The sequence below is a fragment of the Mycobacterium sp. shizuoka-1 genome, from assembly GCF_002723835.1.
Taxonomy (GTDB): Bacteria; Actinomycetota; Actinomycetes; order Mycobacteriales; family Mycobacteriaceae; genus Mycobacterium.
The window spans coordinates 56936-76488 of record NZ_BEWG01000010.1; the positions used below are offsets into that span (position 1 = coordinate 56936).

The following is a 19553-nucleotide window of genomic DNA, read 5'->3' on the forward strand; positions in this document are numbered from 1 at the left end:
GCCATGACGCACCTGACCGTGCGGCGGATGCGGTTCGACTTCTCCGATCCGGTGGCGGTGATCTGGCAACCGGCCAACCCGGCGTTCTCCCATGCGATGAACGTTTTCTCTTTTGTCGCAGTGTGTTTCGAGAAGATGATCGTGGAAGCCGTGCGGGAGGCACAGTCGCTGTTCACCGACCCCGGCGTCGCCGCCGAGGCGCAGGCCTTTCTCCGTCAGGAAGCCCAGCACGCCAATGCGCATCGTCAGCACGTGGCGGCACTCGTCAGGCGGTACCCGGGCCTGCAGGAGGGCTTCGACGCGATCGAGGCCAGCTACGACGAGATGACCAGAGTCAGGTCGCTCGATTACCGGCTGGCCTACATCGCCAATCTCGAGGCGATGTTCACCCCCTCGTTTCGGTTCCTGCTCGACAACCACACCACCGTGTTCCGGCCGGGGGATGACCGGCTGGCGTCGCTGTTCTTGTGGCACATCGTCGAGGAGGTCGAGCATCGAAGCTCGGCGCTGATGATCTACGACGCCGTCGTCGGCAGGCCGTGGTACCGGCTTCGCGTGGTCCCGAGCCTTCTCGCGCACATCTTCGGCACCTTGATCCCGATCTACGCCGAAGTCATGAATACCCATGTCCCCGAGGTGGATCGGGTGATCGATGCGCGCTCGATGCTGCTGTCGCAGCGCCTGAGGGGGGTTGTCAGCAAGCCCTTCGGCTGGTCGCGTGCGCATAGTGGCGCCTTCGCCGACGTCGCGGTCAGGGACAAGGCAGAGGCGATCCTGGGCCTGATCCGGAGTCAGAATCCGTTCTTCGATCCCACCGGCGAACGATTGCCGGCCTTCGCCGACGAATGGTTCGCGCGGTACGAGCGCGGTGATGACGTACTGCACTGGTACGGGGCGGCTGACCGCTGAGACCGGTCGGTACGCTGTCGCTGGTGAGGACGCACGGGTGGGGCGGACAGACACCGCGCACCGATGACGAAGCGGTGCAGCGGATTCTCGATGCGGCCCGGCGCGCCATCGACACCAGGGGCGCGGACATGCGGATCGCCGACGTCGCCCGTGACCTCGGGGTGACGCGCCAGACGGTGTACCGCTACTTCCCGAGCACCGAGGATCTGCTGATGGCGACCGCGGTGTCGGAGACCGCGCCCTTCCTCGACGCGCTCGCCGACCATGTCGCCGGCATCAGTGATCCGGCCGCCGCGGTGACCGAGGCGATCGCCCACACCCTCGAGCAACTGCCGAATCAGAAGTATCTCGGCATCGTGTTCGCGTCGAAGCCGTCCGGGCAGGTGTTCGCGGCGGTGACCTCGGCGGTGTCGCAGTCGTTCGGCCGGTCGATGGTGCAGCGTTTCGATGTCGATTGGGCCGCGGCGGGTTTCACGGGGGACACCCTGGACGGTCTGGTCGAATTCATGCTGCGGATCCTGATGTCGTTCGTCGTCGACCCGGGTCATCCGCGCCGCACCGCCGACGAGTTACGCGGCTTCCTCCACGAGTGGGTGAGCCCGGCGATCGCCCACCATGCGCGGCGTGCCCCGGTCCACCGAACCCGGCACTGACCTCAGGCCGATACCGTCCGGCGCGGATCGGGCTCCGCGGCCTGGGCCGCCGGTGGATTGCCGGTGCTGGCGAGGTAGGCGCCCGCGGTGAGCGCGATCGACATCACGAAGGTGACCGCGGCGTAGGGGAGCGAACCGGTGGGAGCTCCGGTGGGGGTGACGCCGTGGACCGCGGCAAGGTGGTCGGGCAGCGCGGCGGTCCAGAAGACCACGCAGGCAATGAGATACACCGCCGCACTGACCAGTGCGAAATAGTCCCGTCGAACGATCGGGAGCACCGAGGCCGGATCGGCGCGGCGCGCTCGGTAGGCGCCGGCGAAGGCCCAGCAGGTGAGCAGGCCGCAGGCTGCGATCATCAGCCAGGTGCCGACCAGTCGGCCGGTGTCGACGGACGCGCCTAGCCAATCGATCACGAAGGACGGCAACGACGACAGGAACTGCAACGGCCAGATGCACACGCAGACCACGACGACATCTCGCGCCAGCCGGCGGCGTCCGGACTCCCGCCATCGGGAGACCACCAGCGTGGCCAGTGCCAGCCCGAAGGGCAGACCGATCGAGAACGCCTGCAGGTTCACGTAGGGCACCACCCCCAGCGCCGGGTGCGATGTCGGCAGGTCGGTGTTCCACACCCACCACCGGAACTGGACACCGACGGTGTCGACGACCTCGTAGAAGCAGTGGAAGACGAAGGCGACCGACGCCGCTCCGACCACGGGGTGGTAGCGCGCAAAGATGCCGGTGCGCTGGACCAACACCCACGCCAAGTACGCATAGGCCGGATACATCGCGACGATGTACAACGGCAGCCGGTCGTAGAGGAACTGGATCGAGAACTGGTTGTGCACGAACGTCAATCCCATGACGTCCTGCACCCCGAACCACTGCGGGAAGTAGGCGACGGGCTCGATCATCAACAGGCTCAGGACCGAGCAGATCCACACCACCAGATTCGACTGGTCACCGGTGGCGCGCCGCCAGCGCAGCGCGTGGACCAGAGCCGCGACCGCGCCGGCGATCAGCAGGAACTCGATGACCGGCATCGTCCAACTCGCCAGGGCGAACGGGTTGGTGAACGTGACGATCGGGTTTGCGTCACAGCGCAATCCGGTCAAGCCGGCCGACAATCGCGCGAACTCCGCGGTGCAGGTGTCCATCTGCGGCCTCTCGTTTCCCCGCTTGACCATACATAGTCGTTGATGTGTCTTGTCAAGAGTCTCGTGTGGCAGTGTGGCGGGCCGGGCGTTGACAAATGATCGAACGCGCGTTCGAATGAAGAGATGCGGTGGAGTGGCCAGGGGCTCGCGGTGGACGACGGTGCGCTGCCCGGCCTGCAGCGGATCGGGCTGGTGCGCACCGTGCGCACCCCGCAGTTCGACGGCATCACCTTTCACGAGGTGCTGTGCAAGTCGGCGCTGAACAAGATCCCGGCGGCCGCGATGCTGCCGTTCCGGTTCACCGTCAACGGCTACCGGGGCTGTTCGCACGCCTGCCGGTACTGTTTCGCCAGGCCCACCCACGAGTACCTCGAACTCGACCCGGGCGCCGACTTCGACAGTCAGATCGTGGTCAAGACCAACATCGTCGACGTGCTGCGGCGCGAACTCGCCCGGCCGTCGTGGCGTCGGGAGACCGTCGCACTGGGCACCAACACCGATCCCTATCAACGGGCCGAAGGGCGCTACGCGTTGATGCCCGGCATCATCGGGGCGCTCGCAGCGTCGGGCACGCCGCTGTCGATCCTGACCAAGGGCACGCTGCTACGCCGCGATCTGGACGTGATCGCCGCTGCCGCCCAGCAGGTTTCGGTCTCGGTTGCGATCTCCCTGGCCGTCGGCGATCCCGATCTGCACCGCGACGTCGAACCTGGAACCCCGTCGCCGCAGGCCCGGCTCGCGCTGATCACCGCGGTGCGCGACGCCGGTCTGGACTGCCACGTCATGGTGGCTCCGGTGCTGCCGTATCTGACCGACTCGGCCGACCATCTCGACGGGCTGCTCGGCCAGCTCGCCGCGGCGGGCGCCACCGGCGTCACGGTGTTCGGCCTGCACCTGCGCAGTTCGACGCGTGGGTGGTTCATGGACTGGCTGATGCGCTCCCACCCGGAGCTGGTCGGTCCCTACCGGCAGCTGTACCGGCGCGGGGCCTACCTGCCGGCCGAGTACCGCGACATGCTGCGCCGGCGGGTGGCGCCATTGGTGGCCAAGCACCGGCTGGCCGGTGACCGTCGGCTGTTCGCTGCGGCGGCGGCCCCGCCCGTCGCCGAACCGGAGCCGCAGCCCACGCTCTTTTAGCTCCGCCCGCGCTTGACCTGATTGAAGGGCACACCCTTGTCGGCGGCGAACTCGCGCGGACACCCGAGAATGCGCTCGCTGATCACATTGCGGGCCATCTCGCTGCTGCCGCCGCCCAAGGACCCGGTTTGCCGCGACAGGTACCGCACGCCGACGTCGAGCAGATCGGCCAATTCCCCGCCCTCGTCGACCACGCCCGCGGTACCGGCGATCGCGAGTGCGGTGTCGACCTCCAACTCGGTTGTCTCGGCGTGAAACAGCCGGATCAACGTGCCGGCATTGGGCGGCAGCGTGCCGCGTGCGATCGAGCGCCCGACATGACTGATCAGCTGGTCTTTGACGATGCGGCGGACCAACGCGCGACCGGCGAGATTCTGTACGGCGGGATCGTCGCCCTGGCCGGTACGCTCGGCCAGGCCGACATGGTCCGGCGGCATCTCGCTGGCATTCTCCGCACCGGTTCCGCTGGCGAATTCCGACCCGCCGCCGACCGCGCGGCGTTCGTGGAACAGCTGCCGGGAAGCCACTTCCCACCCGTTGTCGACCTCCCCGACCACGGCGTCGTCGCCCAGTGCGAGGCCGTCGAAGAACTCCTCGCAGAACTCCTCGTTGCCGTTGACCTCTTTGATGCGCCGCATGGTGATGCCCGGGGAGTTCAGCGGCACCAGGAACATCGTCAGGCCCTCGTGCTTGGGCACCTCCCAGTTCGTCCGCGCCAGCATCAGCCCGTAATCGGCGGCGAAAGCGCTTGTGCTCCAGGTCTTCGCCCCGTTGACGACCCAGGTGTCGCCTCGCCGATCGGCACGAGTGATGACCCCGGCCAGATCGGAGCCGCCACTGGGTTCGCTCAGTAGCTGGCAGAGCACCTCGTCGCCGCGGATGGCGGCCGAAATGCGATCGCGCTTCTGGCTTTCCGATCCCATGTCGAGGATCGTCGCCGAACAAATGGTCAGTGACGGCACATTGAGAATCAGCGGCATCTCGTAGCGCCGGCACTCGGCGTTGAATGCCCGTTGATACGCGTGGTCGAGGCCGAGCCCGCCGTATTCGCGGGGGAAGCAGATCCCGGCAAATCCGCCCTCGTACAAGCGTTTCTGGAGCTCCTTGGCGCGATCCCAGGACGCCTGTTCGGCGCGCACCGAGAACGGCGGATGATCCGGGTCGATGACCGGCATGTTGTCCGCCAGCCACGCGCGGGCCCGCGCGGCGAAATCGGCCACCGATTCGGTGCCTACCGAGATCGCGGTGTCGGTCATGCCGATTCCTCCCCTGGCGATGGTGTGGCGCTCAATGCATACACGGCGCGGTGGTGATCCTCGGGCGAGCCGTAGAGCGCGCGGTACAGCGCGGCACGCCGCAGGAACAGGTGCAGGTCGTGCTCCCAGGTGACACCGATGCCGCCGTGCAGCTGCACGCAGTCCTGCAGCATCGCCGGGGCGCGTTCGGCCACATAGGCTTTGGCGACGGAAACCAGCAGGGCAGCGTCATCAGCGCGTGCCGAAACCGCGGCCGCAGCAGCGGCGGTCGTGGCCCGGCAGGCCTCGAACCACATCTTCATGTCGGCGAGCCGATGCTTGAGCGCCTGATAGGAGGCCAGCGGCCTGCCGAAACTATGCCGATCGAACATCCATTGCGTCGTCATCGACAGCACCGCGTCCAGAATTCCGACGATCTCCGCGCACTGCAGCACCAGCGCGACCTGGCGCTGGCGTTCGATGATCGCCGGTGTGTGCGCGGCGTCGCCGACCACCGCCGACGCGTCGACCTCGGTTCTGTCGAACTCCACTCGGGCATAACGCTTCACCATGTCGACGCAGCGCTGCTCGGTGACGGTGGTGCGATTGGCGGGGACCAAGAACTGCCGCGGTGAGCCCTCGTAATCGGCGACGACCAGGAACACGCCCGCGTCGGCGCCCGCCTCGACACGGTCCTTCACCCCGTCGAGGCGGTAGCCGGACCCGGTGCGCGTCGCGGTCACCGTCGGCTGCAGGGCAGACAGCGGTCGACGAGGTTCGTACACCGCCCAGGACGCCACCAGTTCGCCGGCGACCAGGGCATCGATCGTGCCCTGGTGTCCGTCCGGCGCCTCCACCAGCCCGGCCAGCACGACGCTGACCGGATGTAGCGGGCCCGGCGCCACGCTGTGGCCGATCTGTTCGGCCACCAGCGCCAGATCGGCCAGTCCGTCACCCGAAACACTGCCGCCGCCAAGCTCTTCGGGAACCAGAAGACTGGCCCAGCCGAGTTCGGCTGCCCGCTGCCACCATGAGCTGTCGAACGAGGTGTCCGCGGCCTGCAATTCGCGCACCCGGCTCAGCGATGCCTCCTTGTCCAGGAAGGCTCGTGTCGTCGAGGCGAACAGCATGCGTTCGGGATTGGCGACGTCTGTCATGGGATCACGCGATGACGAGCGCGGGGACGTCGGGGTTGTGGACCGACACGTTGGGCACCTTGAACAGGTCGACCAGGTTGCCGCCCATCACTTTCCGCTGGCCTTCGTCGTCGAGGCCCTGGGCGATCAGGTCGTCGACCAGGTTGAGCGGGTTGGCCAGCCCCTCCGGGTGCGGCCAGTCCGAACCGAAGATGATCCGGTCGATCCCGCACAGCTGCGCCATCTTGTTGAAGTCGTCCTCCCAGAACGGTGCCACGTACACCCCGCGCTTGAATGCCGTGATCGGGTCTTCCGGAAACTCTTGCGGCATCTTCGAATACACGTCTTGGAACTGGTAGAAGAGATAGGGCACCCAGGACGCGCCGTTCTCGATGGACAGGATGCGCAGGTCCGGGTTGCGGGTCAATGCGCCGTGGCACACCAGGGCGGCCATGGTGTCCTCGATCGGCCGCTTGCCCATCGCGACCATCCGGAACGCGGTCGGCTTGAACGGCAGGAACTCCTCGGCGGGCTCCCAGTCGTTGAGGTATTCGGCGTAGCCGCTGTCTGAGGCGTGCATGCACACCGGGACACCGGCTTTCACGCACGCATCCCAGAACGGGTCGAACTCCGGCAGGCCCATCGAGCGGGTGCCGCGGAATCCTGCCACCGGGGCAGGGCGGACCAGGACGGTCTTGGCTCCGCGTTCCAGGCACCACTCGAGTTCTTCCAGCGCGCGGTCGACGATGCTGAGGTTGATCACCGGGGTGGAGAAGATCCGGCCCTCGTAGTCGAACTGCCAGGTCTCATACATCCACTGGTTGAGGGCATGGACGATGTCCAGGATCAGCTCCGGATCGTCCTTGAGTCGCTCTTCGACCAGGCTGGCCAGGGTGGGGAACATGATCGTGTAGTCCAGGCCCAGGCCGTCGAGCACCTCGAGCCGGGCCTGCGGATTGCGGAAGGCGGGGATGGCCTTCATCGGCTTGCCCATCACCTCGCGGTAGCTCTTGCCGCCGCTGCCGTGCCGGAAGTACTCCTCCTGGGCGCCGGGGCGGGCGACCACCTCGAAGGTCGGGTTGGGGATGTAGTCGCTGATGTGGTTGCGCACCACGATCTTGGTGCGGCCCTTGACGTCGATGTAGTCGATGACGCCCTTGCGGCGGTCCGGCAGGAACTGGGTCAGCGCTTCCTGCGGTTCGTAGAAGTGGTTGTCGGCATCGAACACGGGGTAGGGGAGCTCGCGCGAGGGCATGTCCGCCTCCAGAGAGTCTGATTTGTCGGTAACGGTAATGACGTTACCACGGCGGCGGCCGGGTCGACACCAGGCTCGTACATGGGGTTCTACCAGCGGTAACGGCTACGGGAGCAGGCCGCGGACGCAGAAGTCGTATATGTCGGTGCCGCCGATCGGCACGCCGTTGAGCTCCGCGCCGAGGCTGCGCAGCCGCATCGCACCGAGCACCGCCTGCATGATGAGGGCGGCGGTGGTCTCGGTGGGCAGGTCGTCGCGGAACGTGCCGTCGGCCATCCCGCGTTCGAGGATCTCCCGGATCAATTCATGCAGCGGCGAAAGCACCCGCGAGTACTCGCGGGGCAGGCTCTCGGCGAGGTGGTCGTTGTAGTACGTCAGGCCCCGGTTGATGCTGTCCTGCTTGGTCGATTCGGCCGGCGTGCAGATCCGGTCGATGAGCACGCGCATCGCGTCGGCGGCGGGCAGGCCGTCGGTTTCGCTGCGCCATTGTTTGGTCGACTCGGCCATGATCGTGTCGATCAGCGCCAGCAGCAGCTCGTCCTTGGTGGAAAAGTGCTGGTAGAACGAGCGCAGCGAGGTCTTGGAGCGCTCGACGACTTCCAGCACGGTGAAATCGGTGCGCCCGGTCTCCGCCAGGATCGACAGCGCCGAGCGCATGAACCGGCTCTCTCGCGAGTCCGGATCGGCGCGCAGCGCATCCATCGATCGTTCGTCGGCCTTGGCCATCGGATCAGCTTATCGCTCGGGTTACAGTGGCGAGAATGACGTTACCGTCTTGACACATGACGAGGTGAGGGAACACATGGCTTCGCAACCCGCGGATTCCGGACAGTCGCTCTGGACCGTGACCCGGCTGCTCGATCTGTTCGACGTGCAGCCCGATGGGCCGGATCGCTTCATCGCCCCGACCGGCATCGCGGATGCCGACGAACGTCAAGTCGTCGAGGGCACCCAGGTGCTCGCCCAGGCGATCGTCGCGGCGGCAAAACGCTTCGACGGCAAGTCGATTCGCTCGGTCCACAGCGTGTTCGCCCGTGCTGTGCTGGTGGGCCCGCCGGTGGTGCTCGACATCGACGTCGTGTCCGAGGGCCGCTCCACCGCGTCCGCGATCATCACCGCCTCGCAGAACGACAAGCGGTGCATGACCTTCACGGTGCTCGCCGACGTCCCGACGCCGGACGTGATCCGCCACCAGCTGCCGCGGCCGGCTGTCAGCGGCCCGGACGCGGCCAACGTCTGCGACATGCCGATGGCGGGACGGCAGGTCAAGCTCGTCGACGTCGTCGACATCAACAGCCCCGACGAGGTCGGGCCGCCAGAGGTGTACGCGTGGTTGCACTATGAGCCGATCCCGACCCGCGACGACCTGGCCAAGGCCTTGATCGCCTACTTCACCGGACATCTCGGCATCTCGACAACCATGCGCGCGCACGCCGGCATCGGCACCGCGCAGTCGCACCTCACCGTCTCCACCGCGCCGATGACGGTGACGGTGAGCTTCCACGAGCCGGTCAGCTGGAGCGGCTGGCTGCTCTACACCCACGAGAGCACGCAGGTCGGTGCCGGCATGTCCTACATCCGCGGGGCGGTGCACACCCAGGAAGGCGAGCTGATCGCGTCGTTCACCCAGGACGCGCTGATCCGCCCGCTGCGGAGCACCGACAACGCGATCGCCGCCGAGGCCCGGATCTAGCGGGCCCGCCACGATGAGCCTGGTCGCCGGGCGCGGCCCGCTCGGTCCGGATCCGGCCGGCCGGTTCTGGCCGCCGGTGGCCGGTCCGGTCGTCTACGTCGAGCCCCATCCGCGCCGCGTGCAGGCGGTGCGCGACGGGCGGCCGGTGATCGACACCGAGAACGCGTTGCTGGTCCACCGCGCCGGGGCGCCGCTGAGCTACGTCTTCCCGGTCGGTGAAACCGCTGACCTGCCAACCGAACCCGAAGCGGCCGCGCCCGGATATGTGCGGGTCCCGTGGGGTGCCGTCGACACCTGGCTGGAGGAAGGTCGCACCCTGGTGCACTATCCACCCAACCCGTACCACCGGGTGGACTGCCGTCCGACGCGGCGCCGGCTGCGCGTCGACGTCGCAGGCGCGGTGTTGGTCGACACCGACGACACCATCATCGTCTTCGAAACCGCGCTGCCGCCCAGGCTTTACGTGGCAGCGTCGCACGTGCGGACCGACCTGTTGCACGCGACGGGCACATCGAGTTACTGCAACTACAAGGGCTATGCGACGTACTGGGCGGTCGGTGACATCGCCGACGTCGCGTTCAGTTACGCCGACCCGATGCCCGAGACGCTGCCCATCAAGGGCTACTTCAGTTTCGACCCGGAGCGGGCCGACGTACGGGCCGATCTGCCGGGAGCCGGCTAGTCGAGCCGACGTGCGGCGTCGCGCAGGAGCCGGCCGGCACCGACGGCGATGGGTTCGCCGTGTCCGAAACACGCGGTCTGGCAATCGATGTCGGCCAGCGCGCGGAAGGACTCGGCGGTGCGTGTCCGATCCCGGTTGAACACCCCGAGGGTCACCTCGCCCACGTTGGCCACGGTGTCACCGGTGAACACTATTCCGTGGGCGGGGAGATGGATCGCGATGCTGCCGTCGGTGTGGCCCGGCGTGGCGATGACATGTGCGCCGCCGACGATGTCGAGGACCTCGGTACCGCGCAGCTCGAGGGACACCGGCGCCGGTGGGGCCGCCGGCGGGAGATCGGCCGCCACCCGCTGATGGATCGGCAACTCCCACTCCTCGAAGTTCGGTGGCGCGGCCGCCAGCCCGCCGCGAACGACCTCGGCGTCCGCGGCGCCGGCGGCGATCGGGGCGCCGGTGCGCTCGTGCACCGCGGCCGCGGCCCCGCAGTGGTCGACGTGGCAGTGCGTGAGGATCACCAGATCCGGTGTGCCACAAGCGGACAGCAGATCGGCGGCGCCGGCGGGCGCGCCGGTGTCGATCAGCAGCCGCTGCGCGCCGTCGTCGACGAGGTAGGCCTGCCAGCCGCCGATGCGGAACATCGTCAGCGCCGGGGTCACCTCGATGCAGTCCATCCCGGCTAGCCGAGGTCTCGGGCGGCGAACGTGTCGCACGCCTTGGGGTCACCGGTCTGGTATCCGGTGGTGAACCACTTCTGCCGCTCGGCCGACGAACCATGGGTCCACTGCTCGGGGTTGACCCGTCCGGTCGCCTGCTTCTGGATCCGGTCGTCGCCCACCGACGCCGCGGCCGACAGCGCGTCGGCGATGTCCTTGTCGCTCAACGGTTCCAGATACGGGACGTCCGTCCCGGGCTGTTTGGTGATCGCGGCGTAGTGGGCCCAGACTCCGGCATAGCAGTCGGCCTGCAACTCGGTGCGCACCCCGCCACCGCCGGCACCCTGTGCGCCCTGCTGCGCGCGGCCCAGCACACCCAGCAGGTTCTGCACATGGTGGCCGTATTCGTGGGCCACCACGTACTCCTGCGCCAACGGCCCTCCGCTGGAACCGAATCGGGTCTTGAGAACCTCGAAGAAGTCGGTGTCGAAGTACGCCGTCTGGTCCACCGGGCAGTAGAACGGCCCGACATCACTGGTCGCCGGACCACATCCGGTCTGCACCTGGCCCTTGAACAGCATCATCTTCGGCCGGATGTAGCCCTTGAGCAGGTTCTCCCAGACGCCGTCCACCGAGTTGCCGGTGGCGACCACCCGGCATTCCACGTACTCGTTGGCGTCGGCACCGGTCTTGCACTTGCTCAGGTCGTACCCCGAGGACTGCTCGGCCCCCGGCGGCAGCGCCGGCTGCTGGTTGATCACCTGGCTGGGATCGACCCCGAGAAACAAGGCCAGCAACACGACTACCAGCCCGCCGAGCCCGCCTCCGATGGCAATGCCGCGTCCGTGGCCGCCGCCGGTCGAGGTGGTGCTGGTGTCGATCTGCATTCCCTCGTTGAAGGTCATCGGCAATCCTCGAGATCTGACGTGCGGTCACCCACCGCGTTCACCTTGCCACACTACGATTTCGTCGTGACCGTCGTCGCGGATCAGTCGACCGTGGCCTACACGACCCTGGGTGCGTTGCGCGGAACCACCGAAAGCGGTGTGCGGGTCTGGCGCGGCATTCCCTATGCCGAACAACCCATCGGGGAGCGCCGGTTTCGTGCTCCCGCCCCGGTGCAACCGTGGGCCGGGGTACGCGACGCCGTCGAGCACGGACCCGTGCCGCCGCAGGGCCGCTCGTTCGTCGGCGGTGGCCGAGACGACCCGAAGATCCGCGACGAAGCCTGCCTGACTCTGACCGTCTGGGCGCCGGCCACCGACACTCCACTGCCGGTGATGGTCTGGATTCCCGGTGGCGCCTTCGTCTACGGCGCGGGGCAACTGCAGCTGTACAACGGGTCGCGGCTGGCCGCCAACGGCAATGTCGTGGTGGTCAACGTGACCTACCGGCTTGGTGTGTTCGGCGGGTTCGAACTCGGCGATCTCGGTGCGGGTTTCGCCGACAACCTGTGCCTGCGTGACCAGATCGCCGCGTTGCGGTGGGTGCAGGACAACATCGCCGCCTTCGGGGGAGATCCCCGCCGCGTCACGATCTTCGGCGAATCGGCGGGCGCGACGTCGGTGCTGGCGCTGCTGGCCAGCCCGGCCGGTGCGGGTCTGTTCGCCCGCGCGATCGCCCAGAGCCCGGCGCTGCCGTTGATCGCCGACCGGGCCACCCGGGCCCGGCGGGCCCACGAGTTCGTCGACCTCGTCGGGGCGGATCCGACGGCGTTCGGAGTGCTGCCGCAACGGGTGTTGCGGCGGGCGGCGGGGGAGATGCAGCGCCGCAGCGCGGCGAGCAGCCCGACGCTGGCGTACGGACTGACCTATGGGGTGGACCTGCTACCGCAGCACCCGATCGAGGCCGCCCGGACCGGCGCGGTCACCAGGGTCCCGCTGATCATCGGGACCAACAGCCACGAAGCGTCGATGTTCGCCTGGTCCAAGCCACCGATGTTGCCGACCACCGTCGACTCGATCGCGGCCTACTTCGACCGGGTGGCCCCCGACGCCCGGGACCGGGTGCTGGCCGGTTACCCGGACTTCCCGCGCCGACGGGCTCAGATCGCGGTGGGCTCCGACGTCATGTTCGGCGCCCCGACCTGGGCGTTTGCCGACGCTTACAGCCCGCACGCCACCACGCACGTCTACCGTTTCGACCACACCACCTGGACTCTGCGGATGCTGGGTCTCGGTGCTACCCATGGCAGCGAGATCGTGCACATCCAGCACAGTTACGGCTCATACCTGGGCCGCAAGCTGCATCCGCTGGGTCGGCGCGTGCAGCCCGCGGTGGGCCGCCGGATGCAGCGCACCTGGCTGGATTTCGCCACCCACGGAGCGCTGGACGACTGGCCGCGCTACGACACCGGGCGGCGCGCCACCCGCGTCATCCGATCCGCTCGCGACGTCTCCGTCGACGACCCGGACGGGCAGCGCAGGCAAGCCTGGGCCGGGGTGGCTCAGCCGTAACGCTTGTCGGTATAGCGGCGCAGGTTGGCCAGGAACCACTTGAACGACAGGTTCATCACCGGGCCGCCGAGGATCAGCCCCCATTTCGCCGGCCCCTTCGCCTCCTGTGCCAGCGTCCAGGTCAGCCGGCAGCCGCCCGGTGTCTCGACCACGGTGTACTCCTCGGCGAAGGCGGCCACCACCTTGTTCGAGCAGGTGTTGAACCGGAACGCCAGGTACCGGAACGGTTCCCAGGCCAGGAACTCCTCGTCACCGACCAGGCCGCCGAGCATCTCGACGGTGCGGGTGGTGCCGACGCCGTAGGGCGCGGGGCTGGTCCAGATGACCTTGGTGATGACCTTCGCCCACTGCGGCCAGGACTCGGCGTCGGCGAGGACGTCGAAGAGCTGCTCGGGCGTGATCGCGAGATCCACGCTGTTGGAGAACCGGAACGGCGCGCTGCGGATCCAGTCCAGGTCGACGCGCTCACAGGGATACATCGTGGTCATGGGGCCACCTCCGTGGGAGACCATACACCGAGGTGACGAATGTTCGGTCGGGTCCACCTCATAGACTGATGCCTCGGTTTCCCCTCAGTCCGGATCTAGATTCTCAGGGAGTTTGAGTGCTGCGCAGTCACGCCGCGGGTACGTTGCGGGCCACCGACGCCGGACAGACGGTCACGCTGGCCGGCTGGGTGGCGCGCCGCCGCGACCACGGCGGGGTGATCTTCATCGACCTGCGGGACTCCTCGGGGGTGGCCCAGGTGGTGTTCCGAGATGCTGACGTCCTGGCCCAGGCGCACCGGCTGCGCGCGGAGTTCTGCGTCGCTGTCACCGGCGTGGTCGAGATCCGCCCCGAGGGCAACGCCAACGCCGAGATCCCCACCGGCGAGGTCGAGGTCAACGCGACCGCGCTGACCGTGCTGGGGGAGAGCGCCCCGCTGCCGTTCCAGCTCGACGAGCAGGCCGGTGAAGAAGCCCGGCTGAAGTACCGCTACCTGGACATGCGCCGCGAAGGCGGGCCCGGTGACGCGATCCGGCTGCGCTCGAAGGCCAACGCGGCGGCGCGCTCGGTGCTGGCCGGCCACGACTTCGTCGAGATCGAGACGCCGACGCTGACCCGCTCGACCCCGGAGGGGGCGCGCGACTTCCTGGTGCCGGCCCGGCTGCAGCCCGGATCGTTCTACGCGCTGCCGCAGAGCCCGCAGCTGTTCAAGCAGCTGCTGATGGTGGCGGGCATGGAGCGCTACTACCAGATCGCACGCTGCTATCGCGACGAGGATTTCCGCGCCGACCGCCAGCCGGAGTTCACCCAGCTCGACATGGAGATGAGCTTCGTCGACTCCGACGACGTGATCGCCGTCGCCGAGGAGATCCTGGCCGCGTTGTGGGCGCTGATCGGTTACGACGTCCCCCGGCCGATTCCGCGGATGACTTATGCCGACGCGATGCGACGCTACGGCTCGGACAAGCCGGATCTGCGCTTCGGGCTCGAACTCGTCGAGTGCACCGAGTACTTCTCCGACACCCCGTTCCGGGTGTTCCAGGCGCCCTATGTCGGTGCGGTGGTGATGCCCGGCGGCGCGTCGCAGCCCCGCCGCACGCTGGACGGCTGGCAGGAGTGGGCCAAGCAGCGTGGCGCCAAGGGGCTGGCGTACGTGCTCGTGGGCGAGGACGGTGAGCTGTCCGGTCCGGTGGCCAAGAACCTGTCCGACGCCGAACGTGCCGGGTTGGCCGCCCATGTCGGCGCCAATCCCGGTGACTGTGTGTTCTTCGCGGCCGGCCCGGTGAAGTCCTCGCGGGCGCTGTTGGGGGCCGCCCGCGGTGAGATCGCCAAGCGGCTGGACATGATCGACCCAAGCGCGTGGGCGTTCACCTGGATCGTCGACCCGCCGCTGTTCGAGCCGGCCGGCGACGCCACTGCCGCCGGCGACGTAGCCGTCGGCTCCGGTGCCTGGACGGCCGTGCACCACGCGTTCACCTCACCCAAGGCGCAGTACGCCGACACCGTCGACACCGATCCGGGCGCGGTCCTGGCTGACGCCTACGACATCGTCTGCAACGGGCACGAGATCGGTGGCGGATCGATCCGTATCCACCGCCGCGACATCCAGGAAAAGGTGTTCGCGGTGATGGGCATCGACAATGCCGAGGCGCAGGAGAAGTTCGGATTCCTGTTGGACGCGTTCACCTTTGGTGCGCCGCCGCACGGCGGCATCGCGTTCGGCTGGGACCGCATCACCGCGCTGCTGTTCGGCGCGGACTCGATTCGTGACGTCATTGCCTTCCCGAAGTCCGGCGGCGGGGTCGACCCGCTGACCGACGCTCCCGCGCCGATCACTGCCCAGCAGCGCAAGGAATCCGGAATAGATGCCAAGCCGGAGAAGCTGGACAAGTCATGACAGACACCCCGGACGCGGCGTACATGAACGAGTTCAACAAGGGCATCGTCGACGAGTTCCGGTCCAACGCCGGCGTCGTCGGCGGGCCGTTCGAAGGCCGCCCGCTGTTGCTCCTGCACACCACCGGCGCGAAGTCCGGCCAGCCGCGGCTGGCTCCGCTGGCCTACTTCGAGATCGACGGCACGCTGATCATCGTCGGCTCCAAGGCCGGCGCCGACACCAATCCGGACTGGGTGCACAACCTGCGCGCCAATCCGCAGGCGCACATCGAGATCGGCACCGACTCCTACGACGTCGTGGCCCGGGAGATGTCGCGCGAGCAACGCGACGAGCTGTACCCGACGATCGTGGCAGAGGCCCCCGGGTTCGGCGAGTATCAGGCCAAGACCAGCCGGGTCATCCCGCTGTTCGAGCTCACTCGGGCGTAGCGCCTAGCGATTTCGGNNNNCGCGCCGAAATCACGAGGTCACCTTCTCGGCCAGCGCCGCGAGCTTGTCGTCGAGCGCCTCGGCGGCTGTCTGCAGGCCCGGATTGGGTTCGGTCAGCATCAGCGACGACGGTCTGACGTAGGTCAGGCTGCTGCCGCCGTCCTCGGTGTCGACGATCAGCAGCTCGACCGGGACGAACAGGCCCGCCGTCACGTCGTGTCGCAACATAGTGATCGCGATCAGCGGGTTGCCGAGGATCACGCGGATGACCGAGCGGCCGATACCGGCCTTGCCGATCCAGCCGCCATGGTCGAGCAGTGCGAACAGCATGAATCCGCTTGGCCCGACGTACTTTTCGACCTCTTCGCGATACGAATCCCAGTCCCCGCAGGCGGTGCCGATCTCGGTGATCGGCACCGGCTGCTCGCCGATGTCGGCGAGCAGCGCCGCCAGCAGGTCGGCGGGCGTCTTGGTGCTCTGGTAGTGCACCCGAACCCCGGCGAATCGGGTCTCGGTGGCCACCGGCTACAGCCGCTCGATGATCGTGGCGTTGGCCATGCCGCCACCCTCGCACATCGTCTGCAGGCCGTAGCGGCCGCCGCGTTGTTCGAGCGCGTTGACCAGGGTGGTCATGATTCGGGCGCCGCTGGCGCCGAGCGGGTGCCCGATCGCGATCGCCCCGCCGTTGACGTTGGTCTTGCTCAGATCCGCCCCGGTGTCGGCCGCCCAGGCCAAGACCACCGGCGCGAAGGCCTCGTTGACCTCGAACAGGTCGATGTCGGCCAGGGTGAGGCCGGCTCGGGTGAGCACCTTCTCGGTTGCCGGGATGACGCCGGTCAGCATGTACAGCGGGTCCGAGCCCACCACCGTGGTGGTGTGGATGCGGGCCAGCGGTGTCCAGCCGTGCCTGCGGGCGACCTCCGAGGTGGTGATCAGCACCGCCGCGCTGCCGTCGGACAGGGGAGAGGAGTTGCCCGGTGTGATCTCCCACGTGATCTGCGGGAAGCGGGCGGCATAGGCCTCGTTGTAGAACGCCGGCCGGAGCCCGGACAGCGTCTCGACCGTAGTGCCGGGACGGATGATTTCGTCGTGCTGCAGGCCGGCGATCGGCGCCAGCTCGCGGTCGAACAACCCGTCCTTGGTCGCGGTCGCGGCCTTCTCGTGGCTGGCGGCGGAGAACTCGTCGAGCTCGGCCCGCGAGAGCCCCCAGCGTGCGGCGATCAGCTCGGCGCTGATGCCCTGCGGCACCAGGCCCTCGGCGTACCGCTCGGCGAACCGGACGCCGAACGGGTCGCTGCCCGGCAGCACCGAGGAGCCCATCGGAACCCGGCTCATCGACTCCACACCGGCGGCGATCACCACGTCGTAGGCCCCGGCGATGACCCCCTGGGCGGCGAACGAGATCGCCTGCTGGCTCGATCCGCACTGCCGGTCGACGGTGGTGCCGGGGACCGACTCGGGGAAGCCCGCGCCCAGCAGGGCGTTGCGGGCGATGTTGACGGCCTGGTCGCCGGCCTGCGTCACCGCGCCGGCGATCACGTCGTCGACCTCGGCCGGGTCGACTCCGGTGCGCGCCACCAGTTCGGCCAGGCTGTGGGCCAGCAGATCGGCGGGCAGTACACCGTGCAGCGCGCCGCCGGGCTTGCCCTTGCCGATCGGCGTGCGGACCGCTCCGACGATGACGGCGTCACGCCCTGCGTAACCGGCCATGGTTCCTCCTGAAACTCGTCGCTGAGTATTGCTACCTATACCCAGCTATAACACCTAGGTATAGTGAAAACAACTCAGGAATGGAGTGACGTGCATGACAGTGCTGCAGGGCCCGCTGCTCGACCGTGACACCTGGTCGGCGGTCGGCAAGTGCCCAATCGAGAAGACCATGGCGGTCATCGGGACCAAGTCGGCGATGTTGATCCTGCGGGAGGCCTATTACGGCACCACCCGCTTCGACGACTTCACCCGCCGGGTGGGCATCACCAAGGCCGCCACCGCGGCCCGACTCGCCGAACTGGTCGACGCCGGGCTGCTGACCAGGCGGCCCTACCGCGAGCCGGGGCAGCGGGTCCGCGACGAGTATGTGCTCACCCAGGCCGGGACCGACCTGATGCCGGTGGTGTGGGCGATGTTCGAGTGGGGCCGCCAGCACCTGAGCAACGACACTCGGCTGCGGCTGAGCCATCTCGGCTGCGGGGCCGACGCCACCGTCGAAATTCGTTGCACCGAGGGGCATCTCGTTCCGCCGGAGGAACTCGGCGTGGAACTCCGGCGAAAAGGCGGGGCGGCGGCTGAGCCGAACTGAGCGCGGGGCCGCTTAAACTGCCGGTGTGGACTCCACGTTGGCGTACATCGACCAGGGATCGTTCCTCGGATTGCGGGCTCTCGGCCGCGGGCCGCTGGCCCAATACGCCTGGATCTACGAGCATCCGGTCGACCTCGACGCGCTGCGGCGGTTCCACCGCAATCTCGGCCACGGCCTGCTCGGTCGCCGGATCGAACGGTCCCCGCTGCCGTTCGGCCGCGATCACTGGGTGACGTGGCGTGGTCCCGCCGACATCGACATCTCGGCTACCGCCCGTCCCCGCGCCGAGGCGATGGATTGGTGTGACGAGCAACTGCGCATCCCGATCGATCCAGAAGCCGGGCCGTCCTGGCGGCTGGCGATGCAACCGTTCACCGAGGGCGGCGCCGCGATCACGCTGATCGGCTCGCACTCGATCTGCGACGGGCTGGCGATCACCCAGGCGATCGCCCAGGCGGCCAGCGGCCAGACGTGGGAATTGGGCTACCCCGAACCGAACGCGCGGACCCGTGGACAGGCGCTGCGCCAAGACGCCGCACAGTTCGTGCGCGGCATACCCGATATCGCCAAGGCAGTCGTCGCCGCGGTGCGGCTGGCCAAGAACAACGCCAACGACTTCGCCTCCTCGGCAGGCCGGTCGGGTCCCCGGCCCGCCAAACTCGACGGCGCAGCGCTGGTCACCGTGCCCTCGCTGGCGGCCTACATCGACGAGGGTCAGTGGCAGGCCCGCATGGAAGCCCTTGGCGGCACCAGCAATTCGCTGTTCGCCGGGATCGCCGCGAAGCTCGGTCAGGTGCTGGGCCGGGTCGACGACAGTGGGCGGGTCAGGTTGCAGTTTCCGGTCAGCGAACGCACCGAAGGGGACACCCGGGCGAACGCGCTGACCGGGATGACGCTGCTCATCGACCCCTCCGACGTCACGGCGAGCCTGCGCGACGTGCGGGCCGAGCTCAAGCGGAGCCTGTCGGCGCTGTCCGAAACCCGGTTCGAGCTGCTGGGTCCGGTGGCGCTGGCGCCGCTGATCCCGCCCGGTCTGGCCCGCCGGCTCGAGGGTATGGCCCTGGGTGCGGGCGCACCGGTCGGCTGTTCGAACCTCGGCAAGCTGGATCCCGCGGTCAACCGGCCCGACGGGACCGATGCCGAACACCTGGTGCTGCGGCAGATCGAATCCAGGACCACCGCCGACATCCTCGACCGGCTCGGCGGGACCCTGTTCCTGGCGTCCGGCCACGTGAACGGAACCGTCACGCTCACGGTGTCGGCGTGGCGACCCGGCGGGCCGAACCGGAAAGACGAGCTGAAGACCACGGTCGCCGGTGTGCTCGGTGAATTCGGACTCACCGCCACCATCGAATAGTTCACCGGCTGTGACGTCCGGCGGAGCTTTTCGCGACCCATGACGCTCATCACACGGGTTAGGATGGCAAAGTCCGTTAGTCCTACTATGTAGCGGTGCTAAATGCAGCCTCGGTGCATC

Annotated in this window: 20 protein-coding genes; 10 read left to right on the plus strand and 10 right to left on the minus strand. The window is 68.1% G+C overall.

Going from position 1 to position 19553, the window contains the following annotated elements:
* Both MSZK_RS02800 and MSZK_RS02805 read left to right on the plus strand, forming a co-directional pair.
* Positions 1–909 (plus strand): metal-dependent hydrolase (locus MSZK_RS02800; protein ID WP_371411278.1); only part of this gene is annotated, 909 nt, incomplete at its 5' end.
* 23 nt (positions 910–932) lie between these two features.
* Positions 933–1562 carry a TetR/AcrR family transcriptional regulator gene (locus MSZK_RS02805; protein WP_099244617.1) on the plus strand — a complete coding sequence of 210 codons (630 nt, stop codon included), beginning with the start codon at positions 933–935 and terminating at the stop codon, positions 1560–1562.
* Positions 1563–1564: 2 nt separating this feature from the next.
* Here the strand turns inward: MSZK_RS02805 and MSZK_RS02810 are convergent, their stop codons facing one another.
* Complete coding sequence (locus MSZK_RS02810; RefSeq protein ID WP_099244619.1) at positions 1565–2749, minus strand: hypothetical protein; 1185 nt, start codon at positions 2747–2749, stop codon at positions 1565–1567.
* Between the two features lie 93 nt (positions 2750–2842).
* Between MSZK_RS02810 and MSZK_RS02815 the strand changes: the two genes are divergently transcribed.
* Positions 2843–3856: an Rv2578c family radical SAM protein gene (locus MSZK_RS02815; protein WP_099244621.1), complete on the plus strand. Its 1014-nt coding sequence runs from the start codon at positions 2843–2845 to the stop codon at positions 3854–3856.
* Here the strand turns inward: MSZK_RS02815 and MSZK_RS02820 are convergent.
* The 4 genes from MSZK_RS02820 to MSZK_RS02835 all read right to left on the minus strand — a co-directional run bounded on the left by MSZK_RS02820 (position 3853) and on the right by MSZK_RS02835 (position 8208).
* Positions 3853–5112, minus strand: coding sequence for an acyl-CoA dehydrogenase family protein (locus tag MSZK_RS02820; RefSeq protein WP_099244623.1), 1260 nt, complete (start codon positions 5110–5112; stop codon positions 3853–3855). The genes MSZK_RS02815 and MSZK_RS02820 overlap by 4 nt on opposite strands.
* Positions 5109–6248: an acyl-CoA dehydrogenase family protein gene (locus MSZK_RS02825; protein WP_099244625.1), complete on the minus strand. Its 1140-nt coding sequence runs from the start codon at positions 6246–6248 to the stop codon at positions 5109–5111. Before MSZK_RS02825 ends, MSZK_RS02820 begins: the two co-directional genes overlap by 4 nt.
* Before the next feature lie 4 nt (positions 6249–6252).
* Positions 6253–7482 carry an amidohydrolase family protein gene (locus MSZK_RS02830; protein ID WP_099244627.1) on the minus strand — a complete coding sequence of 410 codons (1230 nt, stop codon included), beginning with the start codon at positions 7480–7482 and terminating at the stop codon, positions 6253–6255.
* Positions 7483–7587: 105 nt separating this feature from the next.
* A complete protein-coding gene (locus MSZK_RS02835) occupies positions 7588–8208 on the minus strand; it encodes a TetR/AcrR family transcriptional regulator (RefSeq protein ID WP_099244629.1) in 621 nt (206 codons plus the stop codon).
* Between the two features lie 76 nt (positions 8209–8284).
* Here MSZK_RS02835 and MSZK_RS02840 point away from each other — a divergent pair, with 76 nt between their 5' ends.
* Both MSZK_RS02840 and MSZK_RS02845 read left to right on the plus strand, forming a co-directional pair.
* Positions 8285–9175, plus strand: coding sequence for an acyl-CoA thioesterase II (locus MSZK_RS02840; RefSeq protein ID WP_099244631.1), 891 nt, complete (start codon positions 8285–8287; stop codon positions 9173–9175).
* 13 nt (positions 9176–9188) lie between these two features.
* Complete coding sequence (locus tag MSZK_RS02845; RefSeq protein ID WP_099244633.1) at positions 9189–9857, plus strand: DUF427 domain-containing protein; 669 nt, start codon at positions 9189–9191, stop codon at positions 9855–9857.
* On the opposite strand, the gene MSZK_RS02850 is transcribed toward MSZK_RS02845, so the two are convergent.
* Positions 9854–10528, minus strand: coding sequence for an MBL fold metallo-hydrolase (locus tag MSZK_RS02850; protein WP_099244635.1), 675 nt, complete (start codon positions 10526–10528; stop codon positions 9854–9856). The genes MSZK_RS02845 and MSZK_RS02850 overlap by 4 nt on opposite strands.
* A 5-nt stretch (positions 10529–10533) precedes the next feature.
* Positions 10534–11415 (minus strand): neutral zinc metallopeptidase, encoded by an 882-nt coding sequence (locus tag MSZK_RS02855; protein ID WP_099244637.1) that lies wholly within the window; start codon positions 11413–11415, stop codon positions 10534–10536.
* 66 nt (positions 11416–11481) lie between these two features.
* Here MSZK_RS02855 and MSZK_RS02860 point away from each other — a divergent pair, with 66 nt between their 5' ends.
* Positions 11482–12966 (plus strand): carboxylesterase/lipase family protein, encoded by a 1485-nt coding sequence (locus MSZK_RS02860; RefSeq protein ID WP_099244684.1) that lies wholly within the window; start codon positions 11482–11484, stop codon positions 12964–12966.
* Here the strand turns inward: MSZK_RS02860 and MSZK_RS02865 are convergent.
* On the minus strand, positions 12957–13445 hold the full coding sequence (locus MSZK_RS02865) for an SRPBCC family protein (protein ID WP_099244686.1): 489 nt from the start codon (positions 13443–13445) through the stop codon (positions 12957–12959). The genes MSZK_RS02860 and MSZK_RS02865 overlap by 10 nt on opposite strands.
* Before the next feature lie 125 nt (positions 13446–13570).
* On the opposite strand from MSZK_RS02865, the gene aspS reads away from it, so the two are divergent.
* Together aspS and MSZK_RS02875 are read left to right on the plus strand one after the other, a co-directional pair.
* The gene (gene aspS / locus MSZK_RS02870) at positions 13571–15349 is read left to right on the plus strand and encodes an aspartate--tRNA ligase (RefSeq protein WP_099244639.1); all 1779 of its coding nucleotides are present in this window, start codon (positions 13571–13573) and stop codon (positions 15347–15349) included.
* Positions 15346–15777: a nitroreductase family deazaflavin-dependent oxidoreductase gene (locus MSZK_RS02875; RefSeq protein WP_099244641.1), complete on the plus strand. Its 432-nt coding sequence runs from the start codon at positions 15346–15348 to the stop codon at positions 15775–15777. The genes aspS and MSZK_RS02875 overlap by 4 nt, the downstream gene beginning before the upstream one ends.
* Positions 15778–15807: 30 nt before the next feature.
* On the opposite strand, the gene MSZK_RS02880 is transcribed toward MSZK_RS02875, so the two are convergent.
* Together MSZK_RS02880 and MSZK_RS02885 are read right to left on the minus strand one after the other, a co-directional pair.
* Positions 15808–16299, minus strand: coding sequence for a DUF302 domain-containing protein (locus tag MSZK_RS02880; RefSeq protein ID WP_099244643.1), 492 nt, complete (start codon positions 16297–16299; stop codon positions 15808–15810).
* Positions 16300–16302: 3 nt separating this feature from the next.
* Positions 16303–17487, minus strand: coding sequence for an acetyl-CoA C-acyltransferase (locus MSZK_RS02885; RefSeq protein ID WP_099244644.1), 1185 nt, complete (start codon positions 17485–17487; stop codon positions 16303–16305).
* Between the two features lie 94 nt (positions 17488–17581).
* On the opposite strand from MSZK_RS02885, the gene MSZK_RS02890 reads away from it, so the two are divergent.
* Both MSZK_RS02890 and MSZK_RS02895 read left to right on the plus strand, forming a co-directional pair.
* A complete protein-coding gene (locus MSZK_RS02890) occupies positions 17582–18076 on the plus strand; it encodes a helix-turn-helix domain-containing protein (protein WP_099244646.1) in 495 nt (164 codons plus the stop codon).
* Positions 18077–18101: 25 nt separating this feature from the next.
* Positions 18102–19433: a hypothetical protein gene (locus MSZK_RS02895; protein WP_099244648.1), complete on the plus strand. Its 1332-nt coding sequence runs from the start codon at positions 18102–18104 to the stop codon at positions 19431–19433.
* The last annotated feature ends 120 nt before the right edge of the window (positions 19434–19553 follow it).

Coding starts and splice junctions, on each gene's coding strand:
- MSZK_RS02810 (WP_099244619.1), bottom strand. CDS start 2,749: ATGGTCAAGCGGGGAAACGAGAGGCCGCAGATGGACACCTGCACCGCG.
- MSZK_RS02815 (WP_099244621.1), top strand. CDS start 2,843: ATGCGGTGGAGTGGCCAGGGGCTCGCGGTGGACGACGGTGCGCTGCCC.
- MSZK_RS02820 (WP_099244623.1), bottom strand. CDS start 5,112: ATGACCGACACCGCGATCTCGGTAGGCACCGAATCGGTGGCCGATTTC.
- MSZK_RS02825 (WP_099244625.1), bottom strand. CDS start 6,248: ATGACAGACGTCGCCAATCCCGAACGCATGCTGTTCGCCTCGACGACA.
- MSZK_RS02830 (WP_099244627.1), bottom strand. CDS start 7,482: ATGCCCTCGCGCGAGCTCCCCTACCCCGTGTTCGATGCCGACAACCAC.
- MSZK_RS02835 (WP_099244629.1), bottom strand. CDS start 8,208: ATGGCCAAGGCCGACGAACGATCGATGGATGCGCTGCGCGCCGATCCG.
- MSZK_RS02840 (WP_099244631.1), top strand. CDS start 8,285: ATGGCTTCGCAACCCGCGGATTCCGGACAGTCGCTCTGGACCGTGACC.
- MSZK_RS02845 (WP_099244633.1), top strand. CDS start 9,189: ATGAGCCTGGTCGCCGGGCGCGGCCCGCTCGGTCCGGATCCGGCCGGC.
- MSZK_RS02850 (WP_099244635.1), bottom strand. CDS start 10,528: ATGGACTGCATCGAGGTGACCCCGGCGCTGACGATGTTCCGCATCGGC.
- MSZK_RS02855 (WP_099244637.1), bottom strand. CDS start 11,415: ATGACCTTCAACGAGGGAATGCAGATCGACACCAGCACCACCTCGACC.
- MSZK_RS02865 (WP_099244686.1), bottom strand. CDS start 13,445: ATGTATCCCTGTGAGCGCGTCGACCTGGACTGGATCCGCAGCGCGCCG.
- MSZK_RS02875 (WP_099244641.1), top strand. CDS start 15,346: ATGACAGACACCCCGGACGCGGCGTACATGAACGAGTTCAACAAGGGC.
- MSZK_RS02885 (WP_099244644.1), bottom strand. CDS start 17,487: ATGGCCGGTTACGCAGGGCGTGACGCCGTCATCGTCGGAGCGGTCCGC.
- MSZK_RS02890 (WP_099244646.1), top strand. CDS start 17,582: ATGACAGTGCTGCAGGGCCCGCTGCTCGACCGTGACACCTGGTCGGCG.